Genomic DNA, 24,987 nt, shown 5'->3' on the forward strand with positions numbered 1-24,987 from the left:
GATGGATGGTGAGATTAGGGCGATGGAGCTTGAATTTTTCCTTTTTCTCAAGGCCGTTGGTTGAGGCACTCAATATTGTGGCAACAACAGGATCAACGTCATCATTGTCACATATGGACAATAACGCATAGAGGTCTCCGTCCTTAATTCTCTCAACTGTGCTCTGATCAACTGCCTTAATGCTTTCCATTTTCCCCTCACGTGCGATACGGCAAGATATTTGACGATCATCCAAGTTCCCGGAACGCAGATTTTCTCGCTGGTGGTGATAACGCCATCGGGATGATCGTCGCACCAGACGTGATCATTCGGGGCTTCATCAGACCAACTCCACCTGCTGATGGGCATCCTTGTAGCCGGCCCATTTGGTCAAAAACGCCTGTCCCTGTTCGCTGGCAGCCCCTCGGGTTTCACTGACGTTGATCAGAATTTCATCAATGACCGGCCAAATATCTGGTCCAAGCCTGCTCGCGTACAGCATGGCCTCATCGAATGTCGGCGGTTTTGCCAACAATTGCTGAATGGCAGTCTCGATGGCCGGAGGAAGGGCAAAAGCCGACATCCCCAACACAAATTCCTGAAGATTGGACATATCATCATCATGAAAAGTGCCGTCACTGGCAGCCATTCCGGCACCAACGGCGATCAAGCACACGACGAACTCGTTGAGCTTGCTCTGTTCTCGGTAACGCTCGGAAGCCAGGGCCAACCGCTCCTGGAGCACCTGGATTCTCGCGGCGGCCTCGGCTAATCCACCTTCCTTGCCCTGTCGATAGCTGTCTTCAATAGCTTGATCCTTGGATGCGCGGGATATGGCCGCCCCGGCCGCAACTCCAATGCCGCCGGCAGCAACGGCAGTTCCGGTCGCCCCCGTAAGAGAGGCGATCAGAGTTGCTCCCCCAAAAGCCGAGCCGCCGCCGGTAAATGGGGCCGCCGCCACTGCGCTGACACCGGCAATAGCCCCCCCAAGGAGTGCCCAAGGGCTTGCATTCTTGAACGTCTCACCGACCACGCCAACCGCGCCTGAAGCCTTAGAGATCGCCTTTGCCCCAGCAGCTTCCACCCCTTCTTTGTCAATCAACAGTGGGGCAAGAGGACCGAGAGCCAACGTCCCCACAACCTGCTCCTTGGTGGGAGCATGCTCGTTCCATGCCGACGCCGCAGAACTGGCCGCGTCGGATGCAAGTGATGCAGTTTTTTCCGCCGCAGCAGAAACATGCTCGCCAACGGTGGATGCAACGTCCTTTGCAACAGATGCCGTTTTTGCCGCTACTGTCGTAATGCCCCGCCCAACAGCGGATGCGGTGTTAGATGCCCTCTCCGCTACACTGGGGTCATCTTTCACATACGAAAGCCGCAACGCCTTATCGACTGGTCGCTTCATGATTTCGTAATCGGGATTGAGAGTTGCCAGGTTTTGGGCAGCCATCCCCGCCGCTGCGGCAAGGGCCATTCCCGGAACAGCGAGTGCCGGAATTAAGGCGGCGGCCCGACCCTTGGTGAAAGTGCGGGAACTCATGCCCTCGCCACCGATGGCCCGTTCAACGAAGAGAACCGCGTCGGACATCCTGCCGTGGCACCCGCCGACCTCAAATGTTTCGCGGTTGCGGATCGCTGCCATGATGTCATCCGGCCGATCGAATGAAATGGTTCTGATGTCACCATTGTCCGACATGGTGGTCCTCATTCGAGTGGGGTTGATGGGCAACAATCCGGGCCAGTTCGCCGAAGCTCCAGACCCACGCCTTCAGCTCTTTTTCGCTGGTCGTACTAACGGTCAGGGTGAGGCTGCCATCCGGATGATCCCTGATGGTTTGGTCGTCGCTCCAGATGCGGTCGCGGACGTAATCGGCGGCCTGTGGGGCAACATGGACCTGGATTCGCTTCGGCGGGTGCCAGTTCAGTCCAAAGCTGCGGGCATCGGCGTCGGCTGCATCGAAACGGAAATATTCCCCGGTAGGAGCGACCTCGGCGATCCGGTGCAGCGAAAAGGTGGTCGGGCGCTCCTTGAGCAGCGATCCCTCCGGCAGTCGATAACCCTGCACATAGAGAGTGCCGCTCATGGCGAGGATACGGCCGGGCGCATAGCGGTATTCGGACTCGCTGCTGCGTCCGCCGGCCTTGTAGATCACCCGGCAAACCTGTCGTTTATCGATGGCGTGGCGCAAGGTGGCGATGGTGCCGAGATGCGGCCCAAAATCGATGTAGCCCTTGCTGCGGAACCCGATGGGGGCGCCGGACAGGGAATGGCCGTTGGCCTCCCCCAGATGCAACGCAAGCTGAGTCAGACTGCGGTCGATGCGATCCGCGACTCCTTCCGGCAACATCGGTGCTGCCAGATCGCGGCAAATGGCGAGGTAACGCAGTTCCTCGAACGAGAAGCCCAGGGCAGCTTTATCCGCCTTGGTCCGGAGCTGGTAATAACGGCGACGGCCGTCCAATCCGCTGTCGATAAAGGCATCCTTGCCAAGATAGCGCTCGATGATTCGGATCATCGGTGGAATCCGTTGAGCCGAGCAGCCAAGGAGATCGGCGATGTCGCTCTGGAAATGCCTTCCGGCAACGAGGGTCAGAAGCTGGTACAGGACCAACAGCTTTTCGCTCGGCAAGGCATCAGACCGCTTTGGTGGCATTTTAGGTTCCAGCAACCTTTCATGCGACTTGTCTCGGCATCGGCACGACCAACAGGACTATGCCTATCGATAGCGCATCCGACAATCCATAGAGATTGATAAAATTGCGAAAAAAATTAGTTCTGGTTCCACCAAGCGATGATCATCGCTTGGTGGCTCTCAAATTTATTCATCCTTACCCGCCACGACATGGCGTGCGATGAAATTGGCAGCCCCGTAAAGAGCGAAGCCGGTAACCACCAAAAACCCCACAAAGCGGAACATTTGATCCCTCCGTTCGCTGTTCTCATGGATACGGTACGCGACTGAGCCCCCAGATTCTGAGGGCCGTTCCCCCCATTTTTCGGAAATAACGATTCACCAAGTTCGGAACGCTCATGTTTCCCAGATGGTCCAGACGATCTGGAAGGCGTCCCCCAGCATGACCTCGGGGTGCGCCTCCACGATGGCCCTGGTGGCTCGGGCCATGGCCTGCGGGCTGTTCTCCCCCAGGTTCTGCGCGGTCTTCAGCGCCTCAAGAACGATCTCCCGATGTGGATGACTTTTGACGTTCGGCTCGCGCATGGTTCCCCCGCCGCGTTCATGCCTTGGCCGGTGGGTTGTGCCAGAGATTGGCAAATGCCACGGCACACCCAGACCAGCCAAAGCTCGTATCCCCGACGGTAAAGGGGTGTCCCCCCAGTTTCTGAAATGCGTCCTGTTTTCTCACGTGATTTTCTCGGCACAACCGCGCGCGAAATGCCGAGCGGCACCGCTCTCAAACGATGATATCCCAAGTTGGGGTATGGGCAACGGGCAAATAGGTTGGCTCCGAGGCCAGCCCATGAAATCGACGCACACGGAAGAGTATCAGCAGGCGCTTGCCGCCCTGATCTCCGCTCGCAAGGAACGGCAGATTCTGCAAACGGACTTGGCCCAGCGATTGGGTAAGCCGCAGTCTTTCGTGTCGAAATTCGAGTGCCGTGAACGTCGCCTGGATATCGTCGAGTTTATCGAAGTCTGCCGCGCCATGGGTGCCAATCCGGTGACTGTACTCCGTGCCGCCGGATTGATCACCGAGGACGACATTCAGGCCGGAAGTTGAGCCTGTTGCCCCTTCCAGCAGGCAGAACATGATTAATGCCTCAGGCCGCAGAGCCCTTCTCCAAGCCCAACCGGGTCAATCTTGCCTGTATACCCCCGGGTTTGCGCCCCATTGCGACAGCGATATCGGCGACGGTTTCATTGGCGAGGAAGCGGCTCGTAAGGTCCGCTTCCTGGTCAGGTGTCCAGGGGAGATATGCGCTGGAGTGATTTTTGCGCACCTCCGCGACTGAGAACGCAGGCTGGTGATTGACCAGGGCGCTCGCATCTAGGCCAACGGCCAGCAAGAACTTCTCCATCGCCTTCTCGGCGGCGGCGGGAACCTCCAACACCTCACCATCCGATGTGACGACCTCGATCTTGGCCGACCGAACCGTGATGGTCACCGATGATGGATTGGCGCAATGCTCATGGGTGGATAGAGCCGCCCCTTCAGCGAGTGGGGCCGGAGATGGTTGTCTGGTCATTGTGCATATGCCTTTCGTGGAAATAGGAACCGAGCCAACGGCAAAGAATAAAAAATGAAGGAAGCGCCATCCATTTGCTTGATGAACAGCGCCTTTTCCATATCAAGAATGTGGCAAATCCTCCTTGCTGGGTACTACGTGGAGGGACACGAATTTAGCCAGCCCGTAGAGGAAAAATAGAGTGACAACCAGGGCTCCCGTGGCTCTGAACATGGCACACCTCCTAACTGTTGCCTCACTCATCCGTGATTATTTCAGCCTATCCACAGCAATAGTTATTATATTTCGTAAGCTTAGCGGATACACCAGAGAGATGGCCGCGTGTTTATTTAAAATACCGGTGCAGTCCGGGGGCTATTGGACGGGTGTGGAGATCGGCCATAGCCATTCCCCGGAGTCTGGCTTTCTTTCTTCTGAGTCGTCAGCAAAATGGCATTTGGGATATCGCAGCTAAGCTGCTCTATCAATGCACGCGCGCCAAGCACGGAACGATCAATGTCCGATCCAGAAATTGACATCTCCATGTCAGACGGTACGGTTATGACGAATTTTGACGCCTGTACGTTCGGAGTGACCAAGCCTAAATAAATCATGTGCTTGTCGTCCTTGCCAATGACAAGCGTACCAGACCACTCCTCCTTCTTCGACCCATGGTCGCGCCGACAAAATGCATGTTCTCTTTTTTCTCCTGGCTGACCATTGATGGCATTCTGAAGTGAATCTTTTAGGCTGAGGCAGCCGATTCTCGCTATGTGGAGACGATCTGGCTTATCCAAGCCACGCTTGAAAATATTAAGAAATAACCGGCCAGCGAATACGCTAATGATCAGTGTTGTTTCCTTATCGTTCTCTGCGGAACAGCGAAGAAAGGAATGGCTGACTGGAGTAGGCACCGGATTAAACATGATAAATATTCCTAAGCATGGTGTTTCGTGTCAGATGTTTGCTGACGAATTCTGTGTGTTGGTGATCATCCGGGATCAATACGATGACGGACAGTCGGTCAGGTACGTGGAACCTGGGAGCAGCCGAACCTCCGATTCCGGTACGGCGGCTCGTCCTTGCTGAAGCTCTTGGCGAGGTAGGAGGCCCGCCAGATGGCATCACCGCATGCGGCTTGGTAGGCCTGCTGCTGCCGTATCAGTTCAGCCCCCTCCGCCTCGGACGAAGGCCGCCTCATCATGACGCTGCCGGTGGTCTTGTGGCCCATGCACCTGTTGTCGCAGAACTCGATGAGACCCTGATATTCACCACCGAGGATGCGATTCCAGATTTCCTCGGCCTTCTTGAGCAGGCCATAGGGGTTCTGCATAATGGCGCCGTCGATCAACAGCATGAGGTGCCAGTGCGGATGCTGGCTATCGATCCGCTCCCTGGCCCAAGCGTACTGGATGTCACGCAGTCGGCCCTTATAGGCCGCCTTCAACGACTTGATAAGGCTTGATATTTCCCGATTCCCTCCGTCATAGAGATAGCCCATCTTGGGGAAATGGACATCGAAGCGTATGAGGAGGACCTTATTGTGGTGTTCGTTTGCGTAATGGAGTTGGCGCTCCATGTGATTGATGATCCTGGTATCGTTGTCATCTGAATAGTACAATTTCAATTCTCCCATATGCTTTTGATTAACTCCCACATAACATATTATGTGATGTTATTAATTACGCCATCACTCGTTTGGTAATTACTAGTATATAGAAATATATTACCAATAACCCAGCAGGCGCATGTCTGGTTCTTCCGTCCTCGCAGGGCCTTCATTAAAGAGATCGTCTGTCTTCTTGGGGTATTGGGTTCGCGAAAGTTAAAAAGACAACGACCTGGATGAAGAACACCCAGGCCGCTGATATCGTCACACCCTGAACTCCTCGCCGCATGCATGGCAGCGATAGAGCCCCAGGACCTTTTCATCGATCACCGCACCAACGGCATGACCGAGGCGGGCACCCCAGACGAAGCCGATGAGAGCACCGACGATGGCTCCCATGGTCGATGCCGAGGGATGCCGGGCGACCACCGTAGCGATGACGGCCCCGGTGGCGGCCCCTGCTTTGGCCCCGCTGACACCGGCGGTGATGACAGCCCCAACCACGCCACCGACCACCATGCCGGTCTTGCGGCCGGTGGACTGGAGTTCGGTGTTGAGCGAACCGCATTTGGGGCAGATCACCGGGAACGCCCGGTCCCCACACTGGTCGGTGATGATCATGCTGCGGCCCTCCCCCTGGTCAAGGCCTGGCCCAGCAGCGCAAACAGCGCCGAGGGCAGTTCCGCCAAGCTGGTGATGCTGGTGCTGCTGTGCGGCAGAAAACTCCCGATCTGTGGCGCCAGGATGCCGAGGCCGTAGATCTCGACACCCAGGGCAAGACCGGCACGGATCGCTTCCCTAGTGGCCAACTGGTTGTCCGGGGAGCCATCGGTAATGATTAGCACGATCTTGCGGTCCTGTTTCAGAGGGGCAAGCCGTTGCAGGACCCACCACATCGCCTCGGCGAGCGGCGTCTGACCACCGGTTGCGACCAGCAGATTGCCGTGGCGCTGGTCGCCATGCTGGAGAATCGGCACCACCGTTGGGCTTTTCGAGGCAGCCGGATCACCGGGGAACGCGGTGATGCCGACCGAGATGCCAACCTGATCGAGGGCTTGGGCCAGAGCGGCGCAGCACTGACACGCCAAGCCGATCCGCTCCCGCATCGACGCCGAAGTGTCCAGCAGGATATGGACGGCGGTGTTGATGGCCGGCTTGGGCTGATGGGTCAGGAATACCTGGGGATCGCCGATGGCGATGCCATAGGTGCGGCGCGGATCGATTCTTCCCCGGCGGGATGGCCGGCGCCGGACCAACCGGGTGGCCTGGAGCATCCCATGGAACCGGGCACGTAATCCGGCGGTGACGCGGGCGATGTCGCTGAGGTCCTGTCGGCTCAACGGCGAGAGCGGCTTCTCGCCGATGGTGGCTACCGCGCACCGTCCGACCGTTTCGGCTTTCTCCCCCAGGCTCCGCTTGAGAACCTGGCCCAGATCATCGGGCAGATCGCCCTCCACCGCGTCCAGCAGACTCCGCAGGGACAAGGCGGAATCGGTGGATGGCGGGATATCCCCCAGACACCGCACCACTTGCCGTGCGTATTCCAGCGCGGCAAGGCTGTCGGGGCAATGGCCGCGCATGACGGTCAGGGTGATTCCCAGCCGATGGATCAGCCCAGGCCAATGACGGTCGAGGATTTCCGCTTCCGCCCGGCACAGCGGAATCAGGTCGGGGACACTCCAGCTTCGTACTGTCAGCAACAGCCAGTCGGTGATGGCGTGAACCGGATGGTGCGGTTGGGATGGTTGCTGGAGGAACAGATGGCGGATCAGCCACTCGAAGTTCCGCCGGCATCCTGGAAAGATCGCTCCCAGTTTGGCTTCGACCCTCCAGTCCTCAAAGACGTTCCAGATATGCCGCTCAAGCGGGGTGATGGTCTCCTTGGCCATCGCGTCGAAGTCGGTGTGCCGGACATGGGCCGCCTCGTGGTCGATATAGCCCCGAACCAACCCCAGGAAGGTGGTGTCGCCGGTTGCCGGTAGGCTCGGCAGCCGGATGACCCGGCCGGTGGTGAAGGCCTCGGTGCCGCCGATCTCGACGGCGACACCGTAGGCACGCCCCAGCACATCAGCCAGCAAGGGCAGGCAATGGAGGATGGCTTGCGTGTTCATTTTCCGCCCTCCTACCAGAGACCAAGACTGTCGATTTTCGGCTCATCCGAAGGCAAAATATCGCCCTCGGCAAAGGGGGATTCCTCCTCTTCCAGGTCTTCCTCTTCGGGGAACGGGGTGGACGGATTGCCCATGGGCAGCGCCACCAGGCCCCGCAGGGTATCGTCCGGAGTCTGACCGTCGATGATCTTCTGACCATGCTCGACCAGGGCTGCCGGATCACGCAGCAGGCAGACCAGGCCTTGCAGCATGACCAGATCGCCCCCGTTTATCGGTCCCTTGTCGGGAAGGCTGGTCATGGCGGCGTCCAGCAGATCAACCACGGGCGTGACGCGCGGCTCAACGAAACTGAGCCCCGCCAACTTGATGCGCAGGCCCCGTAAGGGGGACAGCGCCTTGGACGACACCTCCATTTTGCCGGCAAAACTTTTGTGCCAAGCTTCGTCGGCGACCCTGGCAACCTCGCCGAACAGAGTGGTTCCCAGACCGGCGACCGCATCCAGCAACGGACGCTCGGCCTCGGTCTTGCCCACCTTCTTCCGGGTTGCACACCTTCTTTGACCCAAGCGAGGCGAGGTGTTCCGGCGGCAGATCGGGGGTAACGAAGTCGGCGGGGGTCAGCTTCCGGCGAGCCGACCAGATGTTGACGTCAAGCCGGATGGCGGTGAGCTGTTTCAGCACGGTGATATCGGTGGTGGGAGGATTGATGGAAGCCATGATGGTGTTCTCCTTCAGACAATGAAAAACGGGAGCCGTTGCCGGCTCCCGCTGTGGGGTGAATGTGGTGGATGGAAGACCGGCGCTATGCCGGCGGCGTGAACATCCGCTGTCCCAACTCATGCAGCAGGGCACGGGTGCTGCGGCAGGCACGAAAGCCAAGGGCGCGGTCCAGCGCGTGGATCACCGGCTGCACGCCCTGACGGGCCAGGGGTTGGAACCGCTGGGTCAGGCTGGCCCAGCGGATCAGGGTACGGGTCGAGAAGGTGACCTCGATGGTCTCGCCCGGCTGCTGGTTGTCACCCTCTCCGATGAACAGCCGCCGCACCTGGTTGGCGTATTCGACCATGGTTTGACGCAGGGATTCCGGCAATGAAGGCGCCAGACGCTCCAGCAGTTTGGCTTCGGCGTCCGGTTCGGGATAGCCGACCTCGCAGAGCCAGAACCGATCCATGAAGGCGAGGTTCTGCCGCAGAGTGCCCTGATAGAGGCCCGATTCATCGGAGGCACCGTTGGTGTTGGCGGTGGCGACGAAGCGGAACATGGGATGGGGTGGAATCACCTCGCCGCCATTTTCCGGCAGACACAGGGGCGCCCCGTCCAACACCCCGTTCAACCCGGCGGCGGTGGCCGGGTCGAGCAGATCGAGCTCGTTCAACAGAAACAGCCCGCCGAACTTCATCGCCAAGGCCAGCGGTCCATACTGGAACCGCATGGACCCGTTCTCGACGGTGAGATGGCCGGCGAGATCGTTGAACTCCAACCGGCCATGGCCGGTGATATCGAACACCGGGTAATTGAGCTTGGCCGCCACCTGACGGATCAGGCTGCTTTTGCCCGCGCCCGTAGGACCGAAAACGTACAACGGATCGGAGGGAGTCATGATCCACACCACCAGTTCGCGCATGGCGTCATGGAACAGGTAGTCGGGATCGATGGCGGGGGTATGAATGCAGGGGGCGGCGAAGCCCTTGATCAGGCGGCCGGAGGCTTGGCCGCTGAACACTTCCCCGGCGTCCAGGTCGATGACCTGCAAGCGCCCGAGATCGGAATCAGAGTCCGTCATGGGATGTACTCCTTATGATGAAGGTGATGGGGTGAGTGGGGATAGAGGCTTTTGGGGCAAATAGACGATTGACGTCGTGCGTCGTTAGCCCCAAGCTGGCGGCATGATGGACGACGACCAGCAACCAAAGCCGCCGGCCGGAAAATCCGCCGTGTCGCCGCTTTGTCGGGACAAGCGGACGGCCCGGTTCGCCGCCGGTGAGCGGGTAAAGGAATTTCAGGCGTTCGAGCAACAGGCCAAGAAACGCCTGGTGATCCTGTTGGAAGCAGTTTCAAGGAATGGCCTGATGCTGTTGCCGAGCAACCACTTCGAGGCGCTGGAGGGTGATCGGAAGGGGCAGTTCAGCATCAGGATCAATCTGCAATGGCGGGTCTGTTTCGAGTGGCCCGACACGCACGACAGGCCATTCAACATCGAGATCACCGACTATCATTGACCGAGGCGACACCATGACCGAACAGCGGCCCATTTACCCCATTCACCCCGGCACTATTCTGGCCGATGAATTGGCCGAGCTTCAGATGACGGCGGCGGAGCTGGCGCGCGAACTCCATGTTCCCTCCAATCGCCTCTATCAGCTCATTGCCGGTCGCAGGGCCATGACCGCCGACACCGCTCTTCGCCTGGAACAATGGCTGGGAGTTGAGGCGGCCTTCTGGATGAACCTGCAAAAGCGCTATGAGCTGGACCTTGCCGCCGAGCAGATCGGCGACGAGATCAAACGCACCATCCACCGCCGGGCATCGCCAACAGGTATTCAGGTGGCGGCGCATTAGTAGGTGCGTCACGCGCGGTTTAAGACCATTCTTGACATGAATAGAATTTCTGATATATGTAGTTTTTTAGTTGTCGTCAAAAATTTCCCGAAACTTTTTTTTGAACTCGACATACTCATCCCACGCCTTGGCATTTGCTTTGTGTATGTTTACTTCAATGTACCCCTCCCGGAGACGCTCCAAAATTTGGTCAAATGCCCTGCGCATCTCCGTCCGAGCGCTGTTGATCTCGTTCCATGCCTGCTGGTGCTTGCCGGTGAGAGGCATATCCCCAGGATTGGTGAATACATGGAGGCCCGCAGGGGTGTCGTGATAGAGCTCGCCGTGGGATATCGCTGTCCGCCAGCCCAGGAATAATCGCTCAACTGCACCCTTGAGGACTGGGTCGTAGATGTTAAAGAGGCTGTTGGTGAAAACGCCCTTGAAATTTTCCCAGAACCACAATGCGCGGTCGGAGATGCTGTGAGGTAGATCCAGTATGTGCTGATCCAGGGTTGGCGGATGGATCGCCGACATCAGCCAGTTCATGTTTTCGACGTCGTGATCGTGCTCAAGTTTTTCACGTGATAGTCCGCGCACTTCGGCCGGCCGTTTTGGATTCTTATCGAGGATGGCATTGAGCGCAGCATTGAGCAACTTTTCAAGGCGCCCTCGAACGGCCTTCGGGTCGTCAGATTGTGCAAATCGATAGCGACTTACCCGATGCTGGGCGAAGTCAAATGGGAGGTCTGCTGGAAACACTCCAAGTGCTTCGTTAAACAGAAGAATTATCCGGTCCCAGCCCAGCTCGGCCACAGCGTAGCCAAGTTCATAGGTAACATTTGGGTTTGGGCAAGGTCGCTCAGCCCCTGGCAGGGTAATGGTGGTGATGTCTGCAATAAAGATTTCTGCCTCCTGGATTTTCTCCAAGAGCTTAGAGACGATGTTGGGGCTCCCAGAAGCCTCTCTGGTGGCTTCGTCGGGGACAACCTCAATGTCAGCACGTTCAGCGGAAATCTTCTTCGCTGCCACATTGAGCGCGTCTCGAATGGCGTTCTGATTGGTTTTTCCAGGCGAATCGCTTTGCCACGAAAAGAAGGCGTGGATTTTTTGGGTCTCAGCCATCCGAACGAACTCCTTCGGTTCGGTGATATCTGCAAGACGCCAGGTTCTTTTCTCGGCGTTTCCAACGCACGGCCGATCCGGCAATCATCGCACGTGTATGCCCGAGAATATCCGATACAAGTTGATTTAGAAGGCCGAAATGCGACCGCCCCGTGGCCCTCTTCCAGCCTCAGCGGGAAGCTGAGGCCGGGAGCATTCTTAGGAATTCACCATTAGGATTTGATGGGACTGACGAACAGCCGCTCGTAATCATTCCCTGTCGTGGTGGCGCGGGCCAGCAGCGTGTCGGCGTTCCCCTCACCGAGACGATTGGTAAGCTCGGCACGCAAAGACGCCGGATCGATGTTTTTCCGCCCGGAAATACGGGAAGTTTTGAAGCGGAAATGCCGGGTTGCCAGCCAGCCTGACCCGTTACTCGCACGACCGCAAAACTGCCGAATCCGGCTCTCCCGAACCTCGATTTCTTCTTCCAGGGCAGCCTTGTCGGATTTCAGCCTGGCAAACTCGGCCAGGGCCAGGTCAAGCACCGGATCATCGACCGGATCAGCGGTGAATTTCGGGCATCCATCGGCGTGATCGCACCAGTCGCACAGGGGATGGAAGCCGGCACAGATCGGGACATCATCCAGGCTGGTCGTCCCCGCCTTCACCGCCTGCACCGTATTCCACAGGGTCTCGGCGGTCCGACAACACAGGCCCAGCATGGTAGCATCTGGCGTGTAAGGTCCAAACGGTCGAGCCTCGGACATGGACAGGCACAGCACCCACCCTTCGATATCGACGATTTCCACCTTGTCCGGCAGGGCGATGCCGAACAGATGGTGGCAGATTTGGGGGAAAGTCATCTGGTCCAGGATCGAGATTCCGTGTTGATTCTTCAGGCTGAACGCTGGTCGGTTCCAATGAGCGGCAAGCAAGCCGATCTGGCCGTAAAGCTGGGTCTCGTATCCCGAATACAGGGTTTGGGGGTGGTGTTCGGTACTCTTCAGTTCCAACACCCGGATCGCCGGACGATTGCCACCGCCGACCAGGACGAAATCCAGATGAGCCCGGATGGGAACCCCATTCTCAATGGTGCCGATTTCCAGTTGAGAGATCAGGTTGACGCCGTTGGCCCTGAGAGCGGATTCAACGCCACCTTCCAGCCAGTGGCCACGCTGGAGAATCAATTGGCGGCCGAGAGCATCAGCGATCTGCCGTTCAGCCCCTTGGCGCAGCCAGCGGGTAATGTCGTCACCATCGGGTGAAATCCTCCGCCCCAATTTGGAGGCGACGGCGGCCCGCAGGCAGGTGATCGCCCGTCCAACATCGGAGAGCCCGACATAGGTGGAGCGGTCGCCCAGGTGTTGAACGGTTCGTTGTTCGCCGTGGCGCAGCAGCCCGCGCGTCACTTGCGCGAGCAGGCCCAGGGCACGGGGATGAGCATTCATGATTGGACTCCATAAACGACAGAGCCCCGGTCGTGAGACCGGGGCTCTGGGTCGGTTCGGATTGTGGGGAAGGGTTCAGGCGGCGTAGCGCCACCACAGTTTGCGATTACCGTCCCAGCGGAAGCCGGCTTCCTGGAGGAAAGGCCGCTTATCGCGGACATTGCCCGAGGCGGTGATGCAGAGTTTTCCGTTGCCGGCGGTCACCGTCTGGTAGTTGATGCCGTCGATCTTGGGCAATCCCGCCAGGACATCGGTGGATTGAGTTGGCGGAGTGGGCGGTGGTGAATTGCGTCGTTCCGCCGCCCTGGACGATTTGCCCCGCTGCGGCGTCGCCGCCTCGGCATCGTCGTCCGCTTCACTGACCATTCCCACCAGGGTGGCGAGACCATATCGGCGAGCGTAAGTGAGTGCCGAGCCATAGCCCTGGGGATCGATCTTCGGCAGCGGCATCACCATCAGCGATGATTGCCACTGGCCGGAGTCACCATGGACCAGCTTGGTGACCAGCCCCAGGTGGCCGGCTTCAGCCGCCACCGGATACTGTGCGACCCAGATCGACTGGGCGATCAGGGCATCCCGGCATGCCTCGATCACCGAATTCAGCGAGGCATAGCGGTTCTTGACGAAGGGGTTTTCAGCATCTTTGCAGGCAGGCGTCAGGGCCTGCTGCACCCTCACCATCGCTTTCGCCAGTTCGGCGATTTCCGGCGACGACAAAATCTCCGAGGTCAGCATTATCTCCTCCAACAACAAACGCCCCACCTCGGTTGTGAGGGAGGGCGGGGATTGGGCATGGCCGGCGTGAAAAGGAAGTCTTGGCCGGCTATATCAATGAGATGATATATGCCTGAAATGGGATGATCGGCAGTGCGCTGGCAGTCGGGGGCAGCAGAGGACCCAACCTATCAAGCCGCAGCCCGGTCCCGCACCCCGTTCAGTATCCCGATGAGCTCAATCACCTCGCCCTCGCTGAACACACCAGCAACGCCCAACGGGTCGAGATCGGTGAAGGGGCTTTCGTACAGAAGCTCCGGTTCTACAATTCCCCGCTCGGTCAGATGGTCGATGACCATATTTAGGAATTCGAGTTGATTGGCTGTAAGCATGTGCGCCGCTGAGAATTGGTCGAAAGCCCGTTTGGCAGCCTCGCGGTCCAGCCCGACAATGGATCGGACAAATACGCCAAGACCGCCTTGCTCCTTCAGGCGATCAACATCATCGGCGGCAGCGATCCCAGCTTCGACGAAGACCCGCTCCAATTCCGCCAGGTCCGTCTTGGTAAGCGGCTCGTTTCGCCGCAGCCTTAGCACAGCGATGTGATTCTCATTCGACTTCAGGAAGTGCCGTGCCTTTAGTCGGAATCGATCCATGTCGGTTCCGACACTGACGCCATTGACGGCAATCTCCGCCGCCTGCCCGATCTCGTCCTCAAAGTCAGTGTAGACGATCGGGCGCTTTTTCAACTCGATCAGCTTGATAAGCCCACGCAAACGGGTGCGCACGTTTTCGAGCATCGGCAGGGTGACGTCCTGCCAGAACTCATCGGTCTGGAGGTCATGAATGAGCGCCAGTTCGGCGGCAACCATAGGCACATTGGCCATCTCCTCCAGCAGGCTGGCGATGTCGGCGATCTTTTTGCGCAGCCCGTCATAGCCCTTGTCAGAGCGCATCACGGCCAACTCTGTCTTGAGCACCAGAAGGTCGAACTGCTTCGCCGGGATGTCGTCATCGGTCAGGCTAGTGGGCAGCCCGGCAATCTCGTCGATCAGCTCGGATCGGGCCGCGAGATCGAGCTTCGTCCATGCTCCATCTTCGGCAAATTTTTCGATTAGCCGCCGTTTTGGCCGAACAAGAAAGTTTTCCAGGCTCATGCCGTCCACTTCGTCACGCAACCGCTTAACGATGGCGCTTCGTAGTTCGACGGCTGAATCGGCAGATGCATCGAATTCACCGATCAACTCGACCCGCGCCGTAAACAACAGCTTGGCCAGTGAAGAGCCGGTCGACCCATCAGCTAAATCGGGGTTCTGGTTGAAGAACTCGAAATTCTGGCAGAAATCGAAAATCGAGAACGACTCCTTATGCCGGCCTGGGCCGAACAGGTCCGGACGGAGGCGCGTTCCACGCCCGATCATCTGCCAGAACTTGGTTTTGGAGCGGACGATCTTAAAGAAGACGAGGTTCACCACCTCGGGGACATCGATGCCGGTATCAAGCATGTCCACAGATACGGCGATATGGGGGGATTTTTCGGGATTCGAGAAGTCGTCGATCAGGGACTGGGCATATTCGGTCTTGAAGTCGATGACACGAGCGAACTCGCCTTTGAGGTGCGGATAGTTCGCGTCAAACCGCTCGACGATGAACTGGGCGTGATCATGGCTTTTGGCAAAGATGATCGTCTTTCCGAGACGGTCGCCATCCGCCACCTTGAGCCCAAAAGTCATCAGATGTTCAAGCGCTTTGTCCGCGGTATCGATGTTGAACAGCCACTTGTTAACCGCCGCCGGCTCGACACGTGCAGGGACATTTCCATCCTCGTCCCATTCGATAGCGTCCCAGGCCTCCTTTTCCTCGTCGGGAAGATCGTCGTACTTGATGCCCTCTCGGGGGAATTTCAACGGCACCGACACCGCCTTCGGAGGGACTAGGAAGCCATCCTTTACCGCTTCGTCGAGGCCATAGGCATCGGTAGGTACGCCCCGCTGAAGGCCGAACAGACCATAGGTGTCGTGATCGACCTCCCCCTTCGGCGTGGCCGTCAATCCGACCAGCAGGCTGTCGAAATAGTCGAAGATGGCACCGTATTTTCGGTAAACCGAGCGGTGCGCCTCGTCGATGACGATGAGGTCGAAATGGCCTGGCCCGAACCGGCGTTTACCGTCCGCAGCCTCGTCGATTAACTTCATCATGGTCGGATAGGTCGAGACATACACCCGACCCTGAGTAGTCTTCTCGGTCACAAGATTGACCGGCGAAGCCGAGGGCAGGAACCGCTTGAAAGCTCCCACCGCCTGGTTCACCAAGGCCACCCGATCCGCCAGAAACAGGATGCGGCGAGCCCAGTTGGCCCGCATCAGAAGATCGGCGAGGGCGATGACGGTGCGAGTCTTCCCTGCCCCGGTCGCCATCACCAGCAGAGACCGTCGCAGGTTGTCCTTTTCGAACGCTTCTCCAACACGGCGGATGGCACGGGTCTGATAGAACCGCTCAACGATGGTCCGATCGATGTCTGCCGCCGCAAGCGGCTTCAGTGTGGCACGGCGCCGAATAGCGAGTTCGAGTTCATCCTTGGTCAAAAAGCCCTGGATTTGGCGCGGGGGATAGCGCTGGTCATCCCAAATCCAGTGGTCATAGCCATTGGTGTAGAAGATCACCGGACGCTGCCCGAAGCGGGCTTCAAGGCAGTCGGCATAAAGCTTGGCCTGCTGCTGGCCTACACGGGGATCACGCTTGGTGCGTTTGGCCTCGACAACCGCCAACGGCCTGCCGTCATCACCCCACAGCACATAATCGACGAAGCCGTCACCACTCTCGTTGGGCATCCCGACCACCGGGAATTCGCGATCCCTCTCTTGGTCCAACTGCCAACCCGCCTCAAACAGCAGAAGGTCGATGAAGGTATCGCGGGTGGTGGCCTCGTCATAATCGTGTAGGTCCGAGACCTTGGCATTGGCAGCCTTAGCCTTGGTTACTTCGGCCCTCAGAGCGGCGATCTCGGCTTCCAGCTTCTGGCGTTCGGTCTCGCTGGCCAGCCGTTTGGCCTCGGCCTCGTCCTTGGCCTTAACCGCTTCGGTCAGTTGACGGGCGGCTTCCTGAAGTTGCTTTAGCGAGGTTGCCGAGATGGCGGCATTGCGCGGCAAGGCGTCTGGGGAGAATGACAGTGTCGGATCGGGCTTGGCCCCCCGCGCATAGGTGCGCACCAGCCAGTACGAGACATGGAAAAGTTCGCGAAGGGCCGTTGCCGCACTGACTAGTGCCACCGGCCGCGCCTCGTGGACAGCGACGTTGCCAAGGTCTTTGATGATGCGGGCTTTGGCGACCAGCTTATCGCCGACCAGCCGACGAAAGGTCGGCTCGTGGATGCGGGCAGACAGGGTTGTCTCGTAAGGGTTTCTCAGGCTGCTGTCATGGCGATAGAGCCAGTTGACGATGACCTCAAGGGCGAAGCGGGCATAGAAGCAGGCCGCGCGAGGATCGGCGAGGGCCAGACTCTCAGCACGGCCTGCGTGTTCGTAGACCTCGGCAAATTCAGGTTTGAGAAAAGCAAACTGCGACATGCCGATAGCCCCCTATTGCCCCCGATAGGCGATATCCGAATCAAGTTGATGCGCCAGATATGGAGTGAACCCTGCGAGTACCACCGTCATCGCGACCATATCCTTGATTTCTATGTCCCGCAGAGCGGTTGCAGGGGTTCCGCCATGTCGAATACCGGGATAGCTGCACGTGAATTTATAAAGAGCCTTCACCGCTTCCTTGATCTTGTCGTGCGGCCATGAACCGACTTGGTCACAAATCGCACCAAGGGTATTCGCGGCAACGCCAGGGCTGTTCTGGCCGAGGGCTTCCAGCAGGTTGACCTGCTTCTGGATGCAGATCCTGATTCGCCGCGACGAAGAATCCGTGCTGAGATCACGCAACGACTCCTCGAAATCCACCATCAGGGAATGAAAATGAGGATCACGTAGCGTCACGGCTTTAAGTTCGCGAATCAAACCGGCAAACACGCCTGACAGGGTGGGATTGAGGGCAAAGGGCCGGCGAAGATCGTAGCGCAGGCTGAACTTCGATAGGAATGCCTCGACGAGGAGGAAGTAGCGGTTGGCAAGGGCGTCGCCTCCCAGATCGTCCACAACGCCATGAGCTCGCTCCAGGAACTCCACCACCGCCCGTTCCCCCTGGAAGATATCGGCTTTCATCTGCTGAAAGGTCGCACGGCCTTTATCCGGATTCGCAGCGATTTCAGCCAGACTCTCGGGCGAGGAAGCCACAATGAAAGCGGGCGTAAATTCGCGATAGAGTTCCGAAAACATGTCTTTGGGTGCGCCGGCATGCTTCGCCAACGGCGACCATATGTCGCCCCAGGTTTCTGACCAGACAGGGAGGAACTCTCCACGCATTGGCTACAGCTCCCCCCGAAAGGCGCGATCTTGAAGGGATGCAAAAAGTGCATTAACTGCCGCCGAGTGCGCCGAATGGCAAGCTTTTACCTTCTCAATCGCGGAGATAGAATCTGCAAATTTCTTCTGCAACGGATATGGCGGCACGAGAAGTGGAAAACCTCGCAATTGGGTCATGTTGATGGATGCTATGCCAGTCGTTTGCTTGGCAGATCGAAGGAAATATGCCTTTCCTCTTTGGCTTCCAACGAGCCAATTTAAGAATATAGGATGAACTCGGCTTGAATTGAGCCGAACCCTGAAAATATGATTCTGATGGATACACTCTTCAATCGCATCGTTCCAAAGCGTGCCACGCCCAAGTTTATCAGGATCGCCGCCCTCAGTCAGAAGGAGGTCATCCTTCATCAATCGATATCGACGAATTTCATCATCCGTTGCCTCGATTGTCTTGATGGCCTTTAGGTTGAGAGATTTGTCTTGGACATTTGCCACAGCAAGGTAGGGAACCTCTCTGGTCACACTTCCATTCAGCTTACGCCCTTTTGTAATGCCAGATACGAGTTCGGCTACATCGCCGAGACACAAGTCCTCATCCCAATTTCTTGGGTTTAATACGGGGTCTCCGAATAAATCAAAGAAGACAGCCTGAGCGAGGCTATCCAGCATTACTAATGTCTCGCGCCGCTTTCGCCTCAAATCGTCAGCGCGATCAAGAATTTCCGCAAGACGGCACTGTTCGTTAATATCCGGGACCGGGATTTCGAGGTCATCGATGTGTTCGTTCCTCAGATTGTTTATATTCGCTCCAGCGGCTAACGACGACATCTTCTTACGATATGCTGGCGTTCTGAAGTAATGGCCAAGATATCTGGCATTAACGCCAGGGCCTGGACGAATAACTTTGCAGAAGGCCCCAAAAGTTCCATTAAAGTTTGCTGCAAGCTGCGCAGCTTTCCCGACAACGGACAAGCTACCGCTTGATGCAGCTATAACTATATCTCCAATAATTAATTTCTGACGTTGGGACACACATTTTTTATTCACGTAAATCAGTCCATCAAACTCTACGCCATCGTCTGTGACATTATTTGCCCGCAATAGGGGCAAAAAACCCTCTCCCGGTGACATAGAAATATCTGATTTGGCGTAGGAAACGCCGCGCAGCTGCTCTGCAATGTCGGAAATTCGCTCAAGTCTCACTGCATCGCCTCCTCAAGTGCCTTTAGCTCCTTGGCAATATCAGCCTCGAACGATTTCAACTCGGCGATGATCTTGGCCGGCGGCTCGTGCGTTACCTCCTCGTACGCGATCTTCTTATATCTGTTGAGCGAAATGTCATACGTGCCGCTAGCCGCTATATCCGCCTTCGGGATGCAGAAGCTCTGCGCCGTGCGAGGGCGATCTCGCTCAGCGTCATCGCGTTCCTCCCAGCGCATCAGCACGTCGGGAAGGTTGTTCTTGGCGTGCTCTTCATCGGTCAGTTCCTCCGCAGGTGCGGCCCCCCTCTTTTCCTCTGGCAACAGAGGCTGGCGCTTGTCGTCCAACGACCAGCCATCGGCCACGATATCGTAGAACCACACTTGCTCGGTGCCGCCAACGCCGGTCTTGGTAAAGACCAGGATGGCGGTGGAGACACCGGCATAAGGCCGGAACACACCGGCCGGTAGCGAGATAACCGCCTCCAATTTGTGATCCTCGACCAGCATCCGCCGAAGAGTCTTATGAGCGGTGGAGGAGCCGAACAGCACGCCGTCGGGTACGATCACCGCCGCCCGGCCGCCGACCTTCAAAAGACGCAGGAACAGGGCGAGGAAAAGAAGCTCGGTCTTCTTGGTTTTCACGACCTGTTGCAGGTCCTTGGCGCAAGCCTCGTAATCGAGCGAACCGGCGAATGGCGGATTGGCCAGGACTAAGCTGTAGCGCCCCACTTCACCGGCATGGTCCTCCGCCAGGGAATCGCGGGCTATAATCGCCGGGTTCTCGATGCCGTGCAGAATCATGTTCATCGACCCGATCCGCAGCATGGTCGGATCAAAATCGAAGCCGTGGAACATACCCTCATGGAAGTGGCTACGTAGCGCGGGATCACGCATGACTTCGGGATGACGCTCTCGGAGATACTCACCTGCCGCAACCAAGAAACCGCAGGTTCCGGAGGCTGGGTCGCAAATGACGTCACTCGGCTTCGGCTCGGTCAACTCGACCATCAACTGGATGATGTGGCGGGGGGTGCGGAACTGGCCATTCTGACCAGCGCTGGCGATGACGCTCAGCATGTATTCATAGATATCGCCCTTGGTGTCCCGATTCTCCATCTGCACGTTATCCAGCTTCTCGACCACCTTGGCGAGAAGGGCCGGCGACGGAATGCCAAGGCGGGCGTCACGCATGTGCTGTGAAACGGCAGTCGTTTCCCCGGCGACGGTGCGGATGAAGGGGAAGACGTGCTCGTCAACCACCTTGAACATTTCGCGTGGCTCGAAGGTCTTGAACCGCGACCAGCGGAGGTCATCAAATGGTCTGCCGCGCTCATCCGCCCCCTCTGGGAAGATGCGCCGCGCCATGGGCTTGTTCAGGGTCGCCGCTTTGCGCTCCTCGACGGTATGGAGTTCATCAAGGCGCTTGATGAACAGGAGGTAGGTGATCTGCTCCATGACCGCGAGCGGGTTGGACAACCCGCCGGACCAGAAATCATTCCAGATGCTGTCAATTTGATTGCGAATATCGCCCACGAGCATAATTCCCCACCTTTCTTCTGGCCGCGCTTCAGACGGCGCTTATAAATCCTATTGCGCCGACACTTCAGCCAGAACACGGCGAAACGCATCGTGGTTCTCTACAACAACCGGCGTCTCCTCCGGTCTGTCAAGATGCTCCGCGACGTCCAACCGCAACCGCTTGTTGAAGTAGTACAGCATCGCGCGACGGACCGGAATAATGATTCTCCCATCGGTCATCCCATAATCGACCTGAATCGTCCGCTGCTGGGGCAGCGCCAAATCCGGATTGGGTGCGAGGATGACGTCAAAACTCTCTGTCCAAAGATGATCATCACTTTGGGGCGCGCCAGGTTCCCCCTCGTCCTCAACCTCCAGGCATCGGGACAGAATGAAATCTTTGAACACCCTATCGACATGGCAGAAGCCTCGGACATGCCATCGCAACCCATCAAACCCAAAGGCATGCGGGGTTATTCGCCGCCATATGGCATCCGGCCGTTTCGGATTCATGGAGTGGTAATGGACGTTCAGCGAGCGGCGGCGGCGAATTGCGCCGACAAAAGCTTTTAGTAAAACCGGATCAACGTTGCGGCTTGGAACCGGCAAAACACTGGCGGCCGGCATCTCAGCGATCCATGTGTCGCCCATATCGACGGCGTTCTCCACCAGCCCCTGCAATTGGGCGAGGTAGCGGCCTGCATTCAATTTGAGAAATTTCGGGCTGAAGGCGTCCGAAGGCAGGTAGCACTTCTCGCGAGTGTCATAGCGGACATTCCCCGGCGCGAGTTCCTGATAGCGGCTGAGATCGTTCGATGCCTGGGGAACGGATACCCCGAACCGGCTCGTTATGTCGCTACGGTTGACCCGTCCCTCCCAGAACAGCCGGAATTCGACAAATTCAAGCCGTTGCTCCGCTCCATGCCTAAGTTTGGTGGCTTGATTCACGTTACCCCCTACATGTGTGCGAATAATTTCTTGACTGGTATAGTTCCTTGCCTCATATAGAAACTATACGCACCGGCAGACCGGGTCAACGGGAAACGATCCTTTCGACAGCCGACCGATGCGCATCCCAGGTGCGTCGCCGATCGACGAACTTCATGAAAGGACCTTCAAGATCATGGCTGCCTTACGTCCTCCTTCTCCACTTGGCCCGGAAGCCCCGCTCGGTGAAATTCTCCTCGCCGAAACTGCTATTCGGATCGAATTGCCGCCCGGCCTGCACCGCCTTGCCGTCGAACGCTACGACGCGATCCGGAAGCATATCGAACGTCCCGGCAGTCCGCTTGCCGACAGGGTCGCGCTTTTCTACCCCCAGGGGTCGATGGCGATCCGCGCGACGATCAAGGCCCGCAAGCGCGACGATGGCTATGACATTGACATCATCGCCGAACTGCTTCTGTCGGTATCGATGCCTCCGGCGGAGGTTCTGGACCTGCTTTTCGCGGCGGTCAATGGCCCTCCCGGTTCACTGTATCACGGCAAGGTGAAGCGCCAGACCCGCTGTGTCACCGTCGAATACGAGGATGGGATGCACCTGGACATCACGCCCTCGATTCTTGCGGACCAATCGGACCCGCGCAAGAGCTTCATCCACCATGCGAAGAAGGAGGAGCCGATCAGCGCCCATAAGCGCCTTCTGATTAACACCTACGCCTTCATCGAATGGTTCAACCGGCGGGCGCCCGTGGACCTCTTGTTCAGCGAAGCCTACGGAAACCGATCGCTTGCCTTTGACCGCATGCTGATGAAGGCGGCAGCGCCAGCTGAACCAGTTCCCGACCATTCGACCAAGGAAGGCGGCAAATCGTCTGTCGTCGTAGCCCTCCAACTCCTTAAGCGGAACCGTAACCTCCGGTATGCGCACCGCGATGGCCGGATGCCGCCCTCGGTTATGATGGCTTGCTTCGCCGGGCATGTGGCCGCACCGGGAAACAGCATCAGCGGAGCCTTGGACGCCATCGTGAAGCATATGCTCCACGTTATGGGGGAGGCCCACGCCGCAGGCCGGTTGGTCGATGTGCGTAATCCCGTCTGTCTCGATGAACGCTTCACCGACCGCTGGCCGGAAAATCTTGTGGCCCAGCATACCTATATCAACGATCTCAAGGCATTCAGCCATCAGCTTTCGCTGTTGATGAGCGAGGATCTGACGCTGCCGAAGAAGCGGAACATTCTGATCGAAATGTTCGGTGAGGGACCGGCTGGGGCCGTGATTGACGAGTATGCGGCTCAGCTCGCTCGTGGCGTTCGTGACGGAACCCGCCTGATTAGTCCTTCGGGGCGCGTGGTGATTGGTGCTGCCGCTTCGGTCTCCACGCTGATCAAGCCTGCCGCCGCCCATACCTTCTTCGGTGCGCCATGGCGAAAAAAGTAAAATCCATCGGGGCGCAGGTGCATGTCATGCACCTGCGCTGGCCGAACTTCGAGGTCCATAAGCGCACCACCGACAAAGTCATCTGGATCGGCGATCTGGTCGGTATCGAGCGGGCCTATACTCTGTGGGTCGAGTACGGTCTGCCGAGAAATCCGCCGAGCGATCCAATGTTTCGACGTTTCCCTCTGGTCCGGGTGGTGTCCCCTCGTCTTGAGCTCCAATGGGATGCGCCCGAAGAAGCGCCGCTACCGCACGTCTATTTCAGCGAACCGGACATTCGCTTGTCGCCGCTCTGTCTTTTCGATCCAGCAGCCGGGGAATGGGACCATTCCGATACCATTGCCCTGACCACCATTCCTTGGGCGGCCGATTGGCTGGCCTGTTACGAAATTTGGCTGGCCACAGGACGCTGGCAGGGTGGTGGGCGACACGCCGAGAATCCGACGGAGAAGGCTTCATGACCTATATCACACCTCGCCGTTCCGACGGCACGATCCAGAAGCAGCGCCAGCCCCTTCCCTGGCCGAAGGACCGACCATTCCGCATTCTGTCGATCGATGGTGGTGGGATTTGCGGCATTCTGCCGGCATCCGTTTTGGCTGAATTGGAACGCAGGTACCTCGGCGGGAATCCGATTGCTGGGCACTTTGATATGATTGCGGGCACGTCCACCGGCGGGATCATCGCCCTTGCGCTTGGCATCGGGATGGCAGCGGCAGAAATCAGGAACGTCTATATCGAACGCGGCGGTCTCATCTTCCCCAGGGGCACATGGCTGACCCGGCCGCTTCGCTCGATCCGCCGCCTTGTGCGCTACGGCTACGATGCGGACGTGCTTGAAGCTGAGCTGGCCCGGATATTCCAGGCTCGGGTGTTGGGTGAATCTGCTTCTCGTCTGTGCATCCCGTCTTTCGAAGGGCGGCACGGAGAGCCATGGATTTACAAGACTCCCCATCACCCGGATTACAAGAACGATCAGCACGAGAAGATGGTGAAAGTTGGATTGGCGACAGCGGCGGCGCCGACATTCTTTCGCGCACTCAAGAACGACGGCTATCTCATGGTCGATGGTGGTCTGTGGGCGAATAATCCAGTGATGAACGCCATCGTCGATGCTCTCACTTGCTTTGATATCGAACGCCGGCAAGTCCAAGTCTTGAGCCTGGGGTGCGGCGAAACCCAATTCCAGGTCACCCCTCGACGAGCAGGGGGAGGCCTCTTTCAATGGCGGGACATCATTCGCGCTGCCATGCGAGCCCAATCGCTGAATGCTCTTGGTCAAGCCTACCTGCTGCTGGGTAAGGACAACGTCATGCGCCTCGATGCACCGGAAACGGTCAACTCCATTGCCCTTGATGACCATCGGCGTGCGAAGGACGAACTACCAAACATGGCCCGCTCGTTGGTGGAAGGTGCCGGCCGGGAGATTGAGCGGGTGTTCTTGTCGTCTGAGGCGCGGAATTACGCACCATGTCCCTTGATGAAATAGCTTTTCCGCATCAGTAGGCCGGCGCATCCTGGGGCGCGTGGTCTTTCATCCTGTTGCATCCCGCTTCCTTTACCGTGCCACCCCGGTGCCATCCGGATAAAAACAAGGGGCCAAACCCCACAAATGGAAACCCCCTAAAACCGTTAGGTTTCAGGGGGTTATATGGTGCCCAGGGGCGGAATCGAACCACCGACACTGCGATTTTCAGTCGCATGCTCTACCAACTGAGCTACCTGGGCACGGCATCTCTGGTGAAGAGGAGGCGCTTATAGAGGACGCGGAGGGGCCAGGTCAAGCCCC

Annotated in this window: 25 protein-coding genes, 1 tRNA gene and 1 pseudogene; 5 read left to right on the forward strand and 22 right to left on the reverse strand. The window is 58.0% G+C overall.

Annotated features, from left to right (window positions below; translation table 11 throughout):
* The 13 genes and pseudogenes from MTBSS4_RS22095 to MTBSS4_RS06705 form a co-directional block, all read right to left on the reverse strand.
* On the reverse strand, positions 1-190 hold a 190-nt coding region (locus tag MTBSS4_RS22095; RefSeq protein WP_217425513.1), incomplete at its 3' end, for a hypothetical protein.
* 129 nt (positions 191-319) lie between these two features.
* Entirely contained in the window at positions 320-1,675 is a 1,356-nt protein-coding gene (locus MTBSS4_RS06655) for a hypothetical protein (RefSeq protein ID WP_173982622.1), read from the reverse strand.
* Positions 1,659-2,633, reverse strand: coding sequence for a YafY family protein (locus MTBSS4_RS06660; protein WP_173982623.1), 975 nt, complete (start codon positions 2,631-2,633; stop codon positions 1,659-1,661). The genes MTBSS4_RS06655 and MTBSS4_RS06660 overlap by 17 nt, the downstream gene beginning before the upstream one ends.
* A gap of 375 nt (positions 2,634-3,008) precedes the next feature.
* Positions 3,009-3,197 carry a hypothetical protein gene (locus MTBSS4_RS06665; protein WP_173982624.1) on the reverse strand — a complete coding sequence of 63 codons (189 nt, stop codon included), beginning with the start codon at positions 3,195-3,197 and terminating at the stop codon, positions 3,009-3,011.
* 193 nt (positions 3,198-3,390) lie between these two features.
* Positions 3,391-3,747, reverse strand: coding sequence for a hypothetical protein (locus tag MTBSS4_RS06670; protein WP_173982625.1), 357 nt, complete (start codon positions 3,745-3,747; stop codon positions 3,391-3,393).
* Between the two features lie 10 nt (positions 3,748-3,757).
* Entirely contained in the window at positions 3,758-4,102 is a 345-nt protein-coding gene (locus tag MTBSS4_RS06675; protein WP_173982626.1) for a hypothetical protein, read from the reverse strand.
* A gap of 410 nt (positions 4,103-4,512) precedes the next feature.
* Positions 4,513-5,088: a hypothetical protein gene (locus MTBSS4_RS06680; protein WP_173982627.1), complete on the reverse strand. Its 576-nt coding sequence runs from the start codon at positions 5,086-5,088 to the stop codon at positions 4,513-4,515.
* A gap of 98 nt (positions 5,089-5,186) precedes the next feature.
* Entirely contained in the window at positions 5,187-5,783 is a 597-nt protein-coding gene (locus tag MTBSS4_RS06685; protein WP_173982628.1) for an inovirus-type Gp2 protein, read from the reverse strand.
* Between the two features lie 252 nt (positions 5,784-6,035).
* Entirely contained in the window at positions 6,036-6,392 is a 357-nt protein-coding gene (locus MTBSS4_RS06690; RefSeq protein ID WP_173982629.1) for a hypothetical protein, read from the reverse strand.
* Positions 6,389-7,882: a VWA domain-containing protein gene (locus tag MTBSS4_RS06695; RefSeq protein ID WP_173982630.1), complete on the reverse strand. Its 1,494-nt coding sequence runs from the start codon at positions 7,880-7,882 to the stop codon at positions 6,389-6,391. Before MTBSS4_RS06695 ends, MTBSS4_RS06690 begins: the two co-directional genes overlap by 4 nt.
* An 11-nt stretch (positions 7,883-7,893) precedes the next feature.
* The gene (locus MTBSS4_RS06700; RefSeq protein WP_217425514.1) at positions 7,894-8,415 is read right to left on the reverse strand and encodes a DUF3150 domain-containing protein; all 522 of its coding nucleotides are present in this window, start codon (positions 8,413-8,415) and stop codon (positions 7,894-7,896) included.
* Positions 8,416-8,428: 13 nt separating this feature from the next.
* Positions 8,429-8,722: pseudogene (locus tag MTBSS4_RS22760) on the reverse strand (DUF3150 domain-containing protein); the annotation flags it as partial.
* On the reverse strand, positions 8,685-9,665 hold the full coding sequence (locus tag MTBSS4_RS06705; RefSeq protein ID WP_173982631.1) for an AAA family ATPase: 981 nt from the start codon (positions 9,663-9,665) through the stop codon (positions 8,685-8,687). The pseudogene MTBSS4_RS22760 and the gene MTBSS4_RS06705, both read right to left, overlap by 38 nt.
* A gap of 103 nt (positions 9,666-9,768) precedes the next feature.
* Here MTBSS4_RS06705 and MTBSS4_RS06710 point away from each other — a divergent pair, with 103 nt between their 5' ends.
* Entirely contained in the window at positions 9,769-10,101 is a 333-nt protein-coding gene (locus MTBSS4_RS06710) for a type II toxin-antitoxin system RelE/ParE family toxin (RefSeq protein ID WP_254432422.1), read from the forward strand.
* 13 nt (positions 10,102-10,114) lie between these two features.
* Entirely contained in the window at positions 10,115-10,441 is a 327-nt protein-coding gene (locus tag MTBSS4_RS06715) for a HigA family addiction module antitoxin (RefSeq protein WP_173982632.1), read from the forward strand.
* Positions 10,442-10,507: 66 nt separating this feature from the next.
* Here MTBSS4_RS06715 and MTBSS4_RS06720 read toward each other — a convergent pair whose 3' ends face one another.
* The 8 genes from MTBSS4_RS06720 to MTBSS4_RS06755 all read right to left on the reverse strand — a co-directional run bounded on the left by MTBSS4_RS06720 (position 10,508) and on the right by MTBSS4_RS06755 (position 21,766).
* On the reverse strand, positions 10,508-11,545 hold the full coding sequence (locus tag MTBSS4_RS06720; protein WP_173982633.1) for a hypothetical protein: 1,038 nt from the start codon (positions 11,543-11,545) through the stop codon (positions 10,508-10,510).
* A 212-nt stretch (positions 11,546-11,757) separates the two neighbouring features.
* Positions 11,758-12,975, reverse strand: a complete 1,218-nt coding sequence (locus MTBSS4_RS06725; RefSeq protein ID WP_173982634.1) for a hypothetical protein — start codon at positions 12,973-12,975, stop codon at positions 11,758-11,760.
* Positions 12,976-13,050: 75 nt separating this feature from the next.
* Positions 13,051-13,710, reverse strand: coding sequence for an ERF family protein (locus MTBSS4_RS06730; RefSeq protein WP_173982635.1), 660 nt, complete (start codon positions 13,708-13,710; stop codon positions 13,051-13,053).
* Between the two features lie 170 nt (positions 13,711-13,880).
* A complete protein-coding gene (locus tag MTBSS4_RS06735; protein ID WP_173982636.1) occupies positions 13,881-17,255 on the reverse strand; it encodes a DEAD/DEAH box helicase family protein in 3,375 nt (1,124 codons plus the stop codon).
* Between the two features lie 12 nt (positions 17,256-17,267).
* A complete protein-coding gene (locus MTBSS4_RS06740; protein WP_173982637.1) occupies positions 17,268-18,098 on the reverse strand; it encodes a hypothetical protein in 831 nt (276 codons plus the stop codon).
* Between the two features lie 3 nt (positions 18,099-18,101).
* Positions 18,102-19,301, reverse strand: coding sequence for a restriction endonuclease subunit S (locus tag MTBSS4_RS06745; protein WP_173982638.1), 1,200 nt, complete (start codon positions 19,299-19,301; stop codon positions 18,102-18,104).
* Complete coding sequence (locus tag MTBSS4_RS06750; RefSeq protein ID WP_173982639.1) at positions 19,298-20,839, reverse strand: class I SAM-dependent DNA methyltransferase; 1,542 nt, start codon at positions 20,837-20,839, stop codon at positions 19,298-19,300. The genes MTBSS4_RS06745 and MTBSS4_RS06750 overlap by 4 nt, the downstream gene beginning before the upstream one ends.
* 48 nt (positions 20,840-20,887) lie before the next feature.
* Positions 20,888-21,766 (reverse strand): WYL domain-containing protein, encoded by an 879-nt coding sequence (locus MTBSS4_RS06755; RefSeq protein ID WP_173982640.1) that lies wholly within the window; start codon positions 21,764-21,766, stop codon positions 20,888-20,890.
* 118 nt (positions 21,767-21,884) lie between these two features.
* Between MTBSS4_RS06755 and MTBSS4_RS06760 the strand changes: the two genes are divergently transcribed.
* From MTBSS4_RS06760 to MTBSS4_RS06770, 3 genes are read left to right on the forward strand one after another with little or no spacing between them, the layout of a single operon-like run.
* A complete protein-coding gene (locus MTBSS4_RS06760; RefSeq protein WP_173982641.1) occupies positions 21,885-23,198 on the forward strand; it encodes a nucleotidyltransferase in 1,314 nt (437 codons plus the stop codon).
* Positions 23,183-23,659, forward strand: coding sequence for a hypothetical protein (locus tag MTBSS4_RS06765; protein WP_173982642.1), 477 nt, complete (start codon positions 23,183-23,185; stop codon positions 23,657-23,659). The genes MTBSS4_RS06760 and MTBSS4_RS06765 overlap by 16 nt, the downstream gene beginning before the upstream one ends.
* Complete coding sequence (locus tag MTBSS4_RS06770) at positions 23,656-24,687, forward strand: CBASS cGAMP-activated phospholipase (protein ID WP_173982643.1); 1,032 nt, start codon at positions 23,656-23,658, stop codon at positions 24,685-24,687. Before MTBSS4_RS06765 ends, MTBSS4_RS06770 begins: the two co-directional genes overlap by 4 nt.
* Before the next feature lie 163 nt (positions 24,688-24,850).
* Here MTBSS4_RS06770 and MTBSS4_RS06775 read toward each other — a convergent pair.
* Positions 24,851-24,926, reverse strand: a tRNA-Phe gene (locus MTBSS4_RS06775).
* Positions 24,927-24,987 lie beyond the last annotated feature (61 nt).

Origin of the sequence: Magnetospirillum sp. SS-4 (assembly GCF_902729425.1) — a bacterium.
Classification (GTDB): Bacteria; Pseudomonadota; Alphaproteobacteria; order Rhodospirillales; family Magnetospirillaceae; genus Phaeospirillum.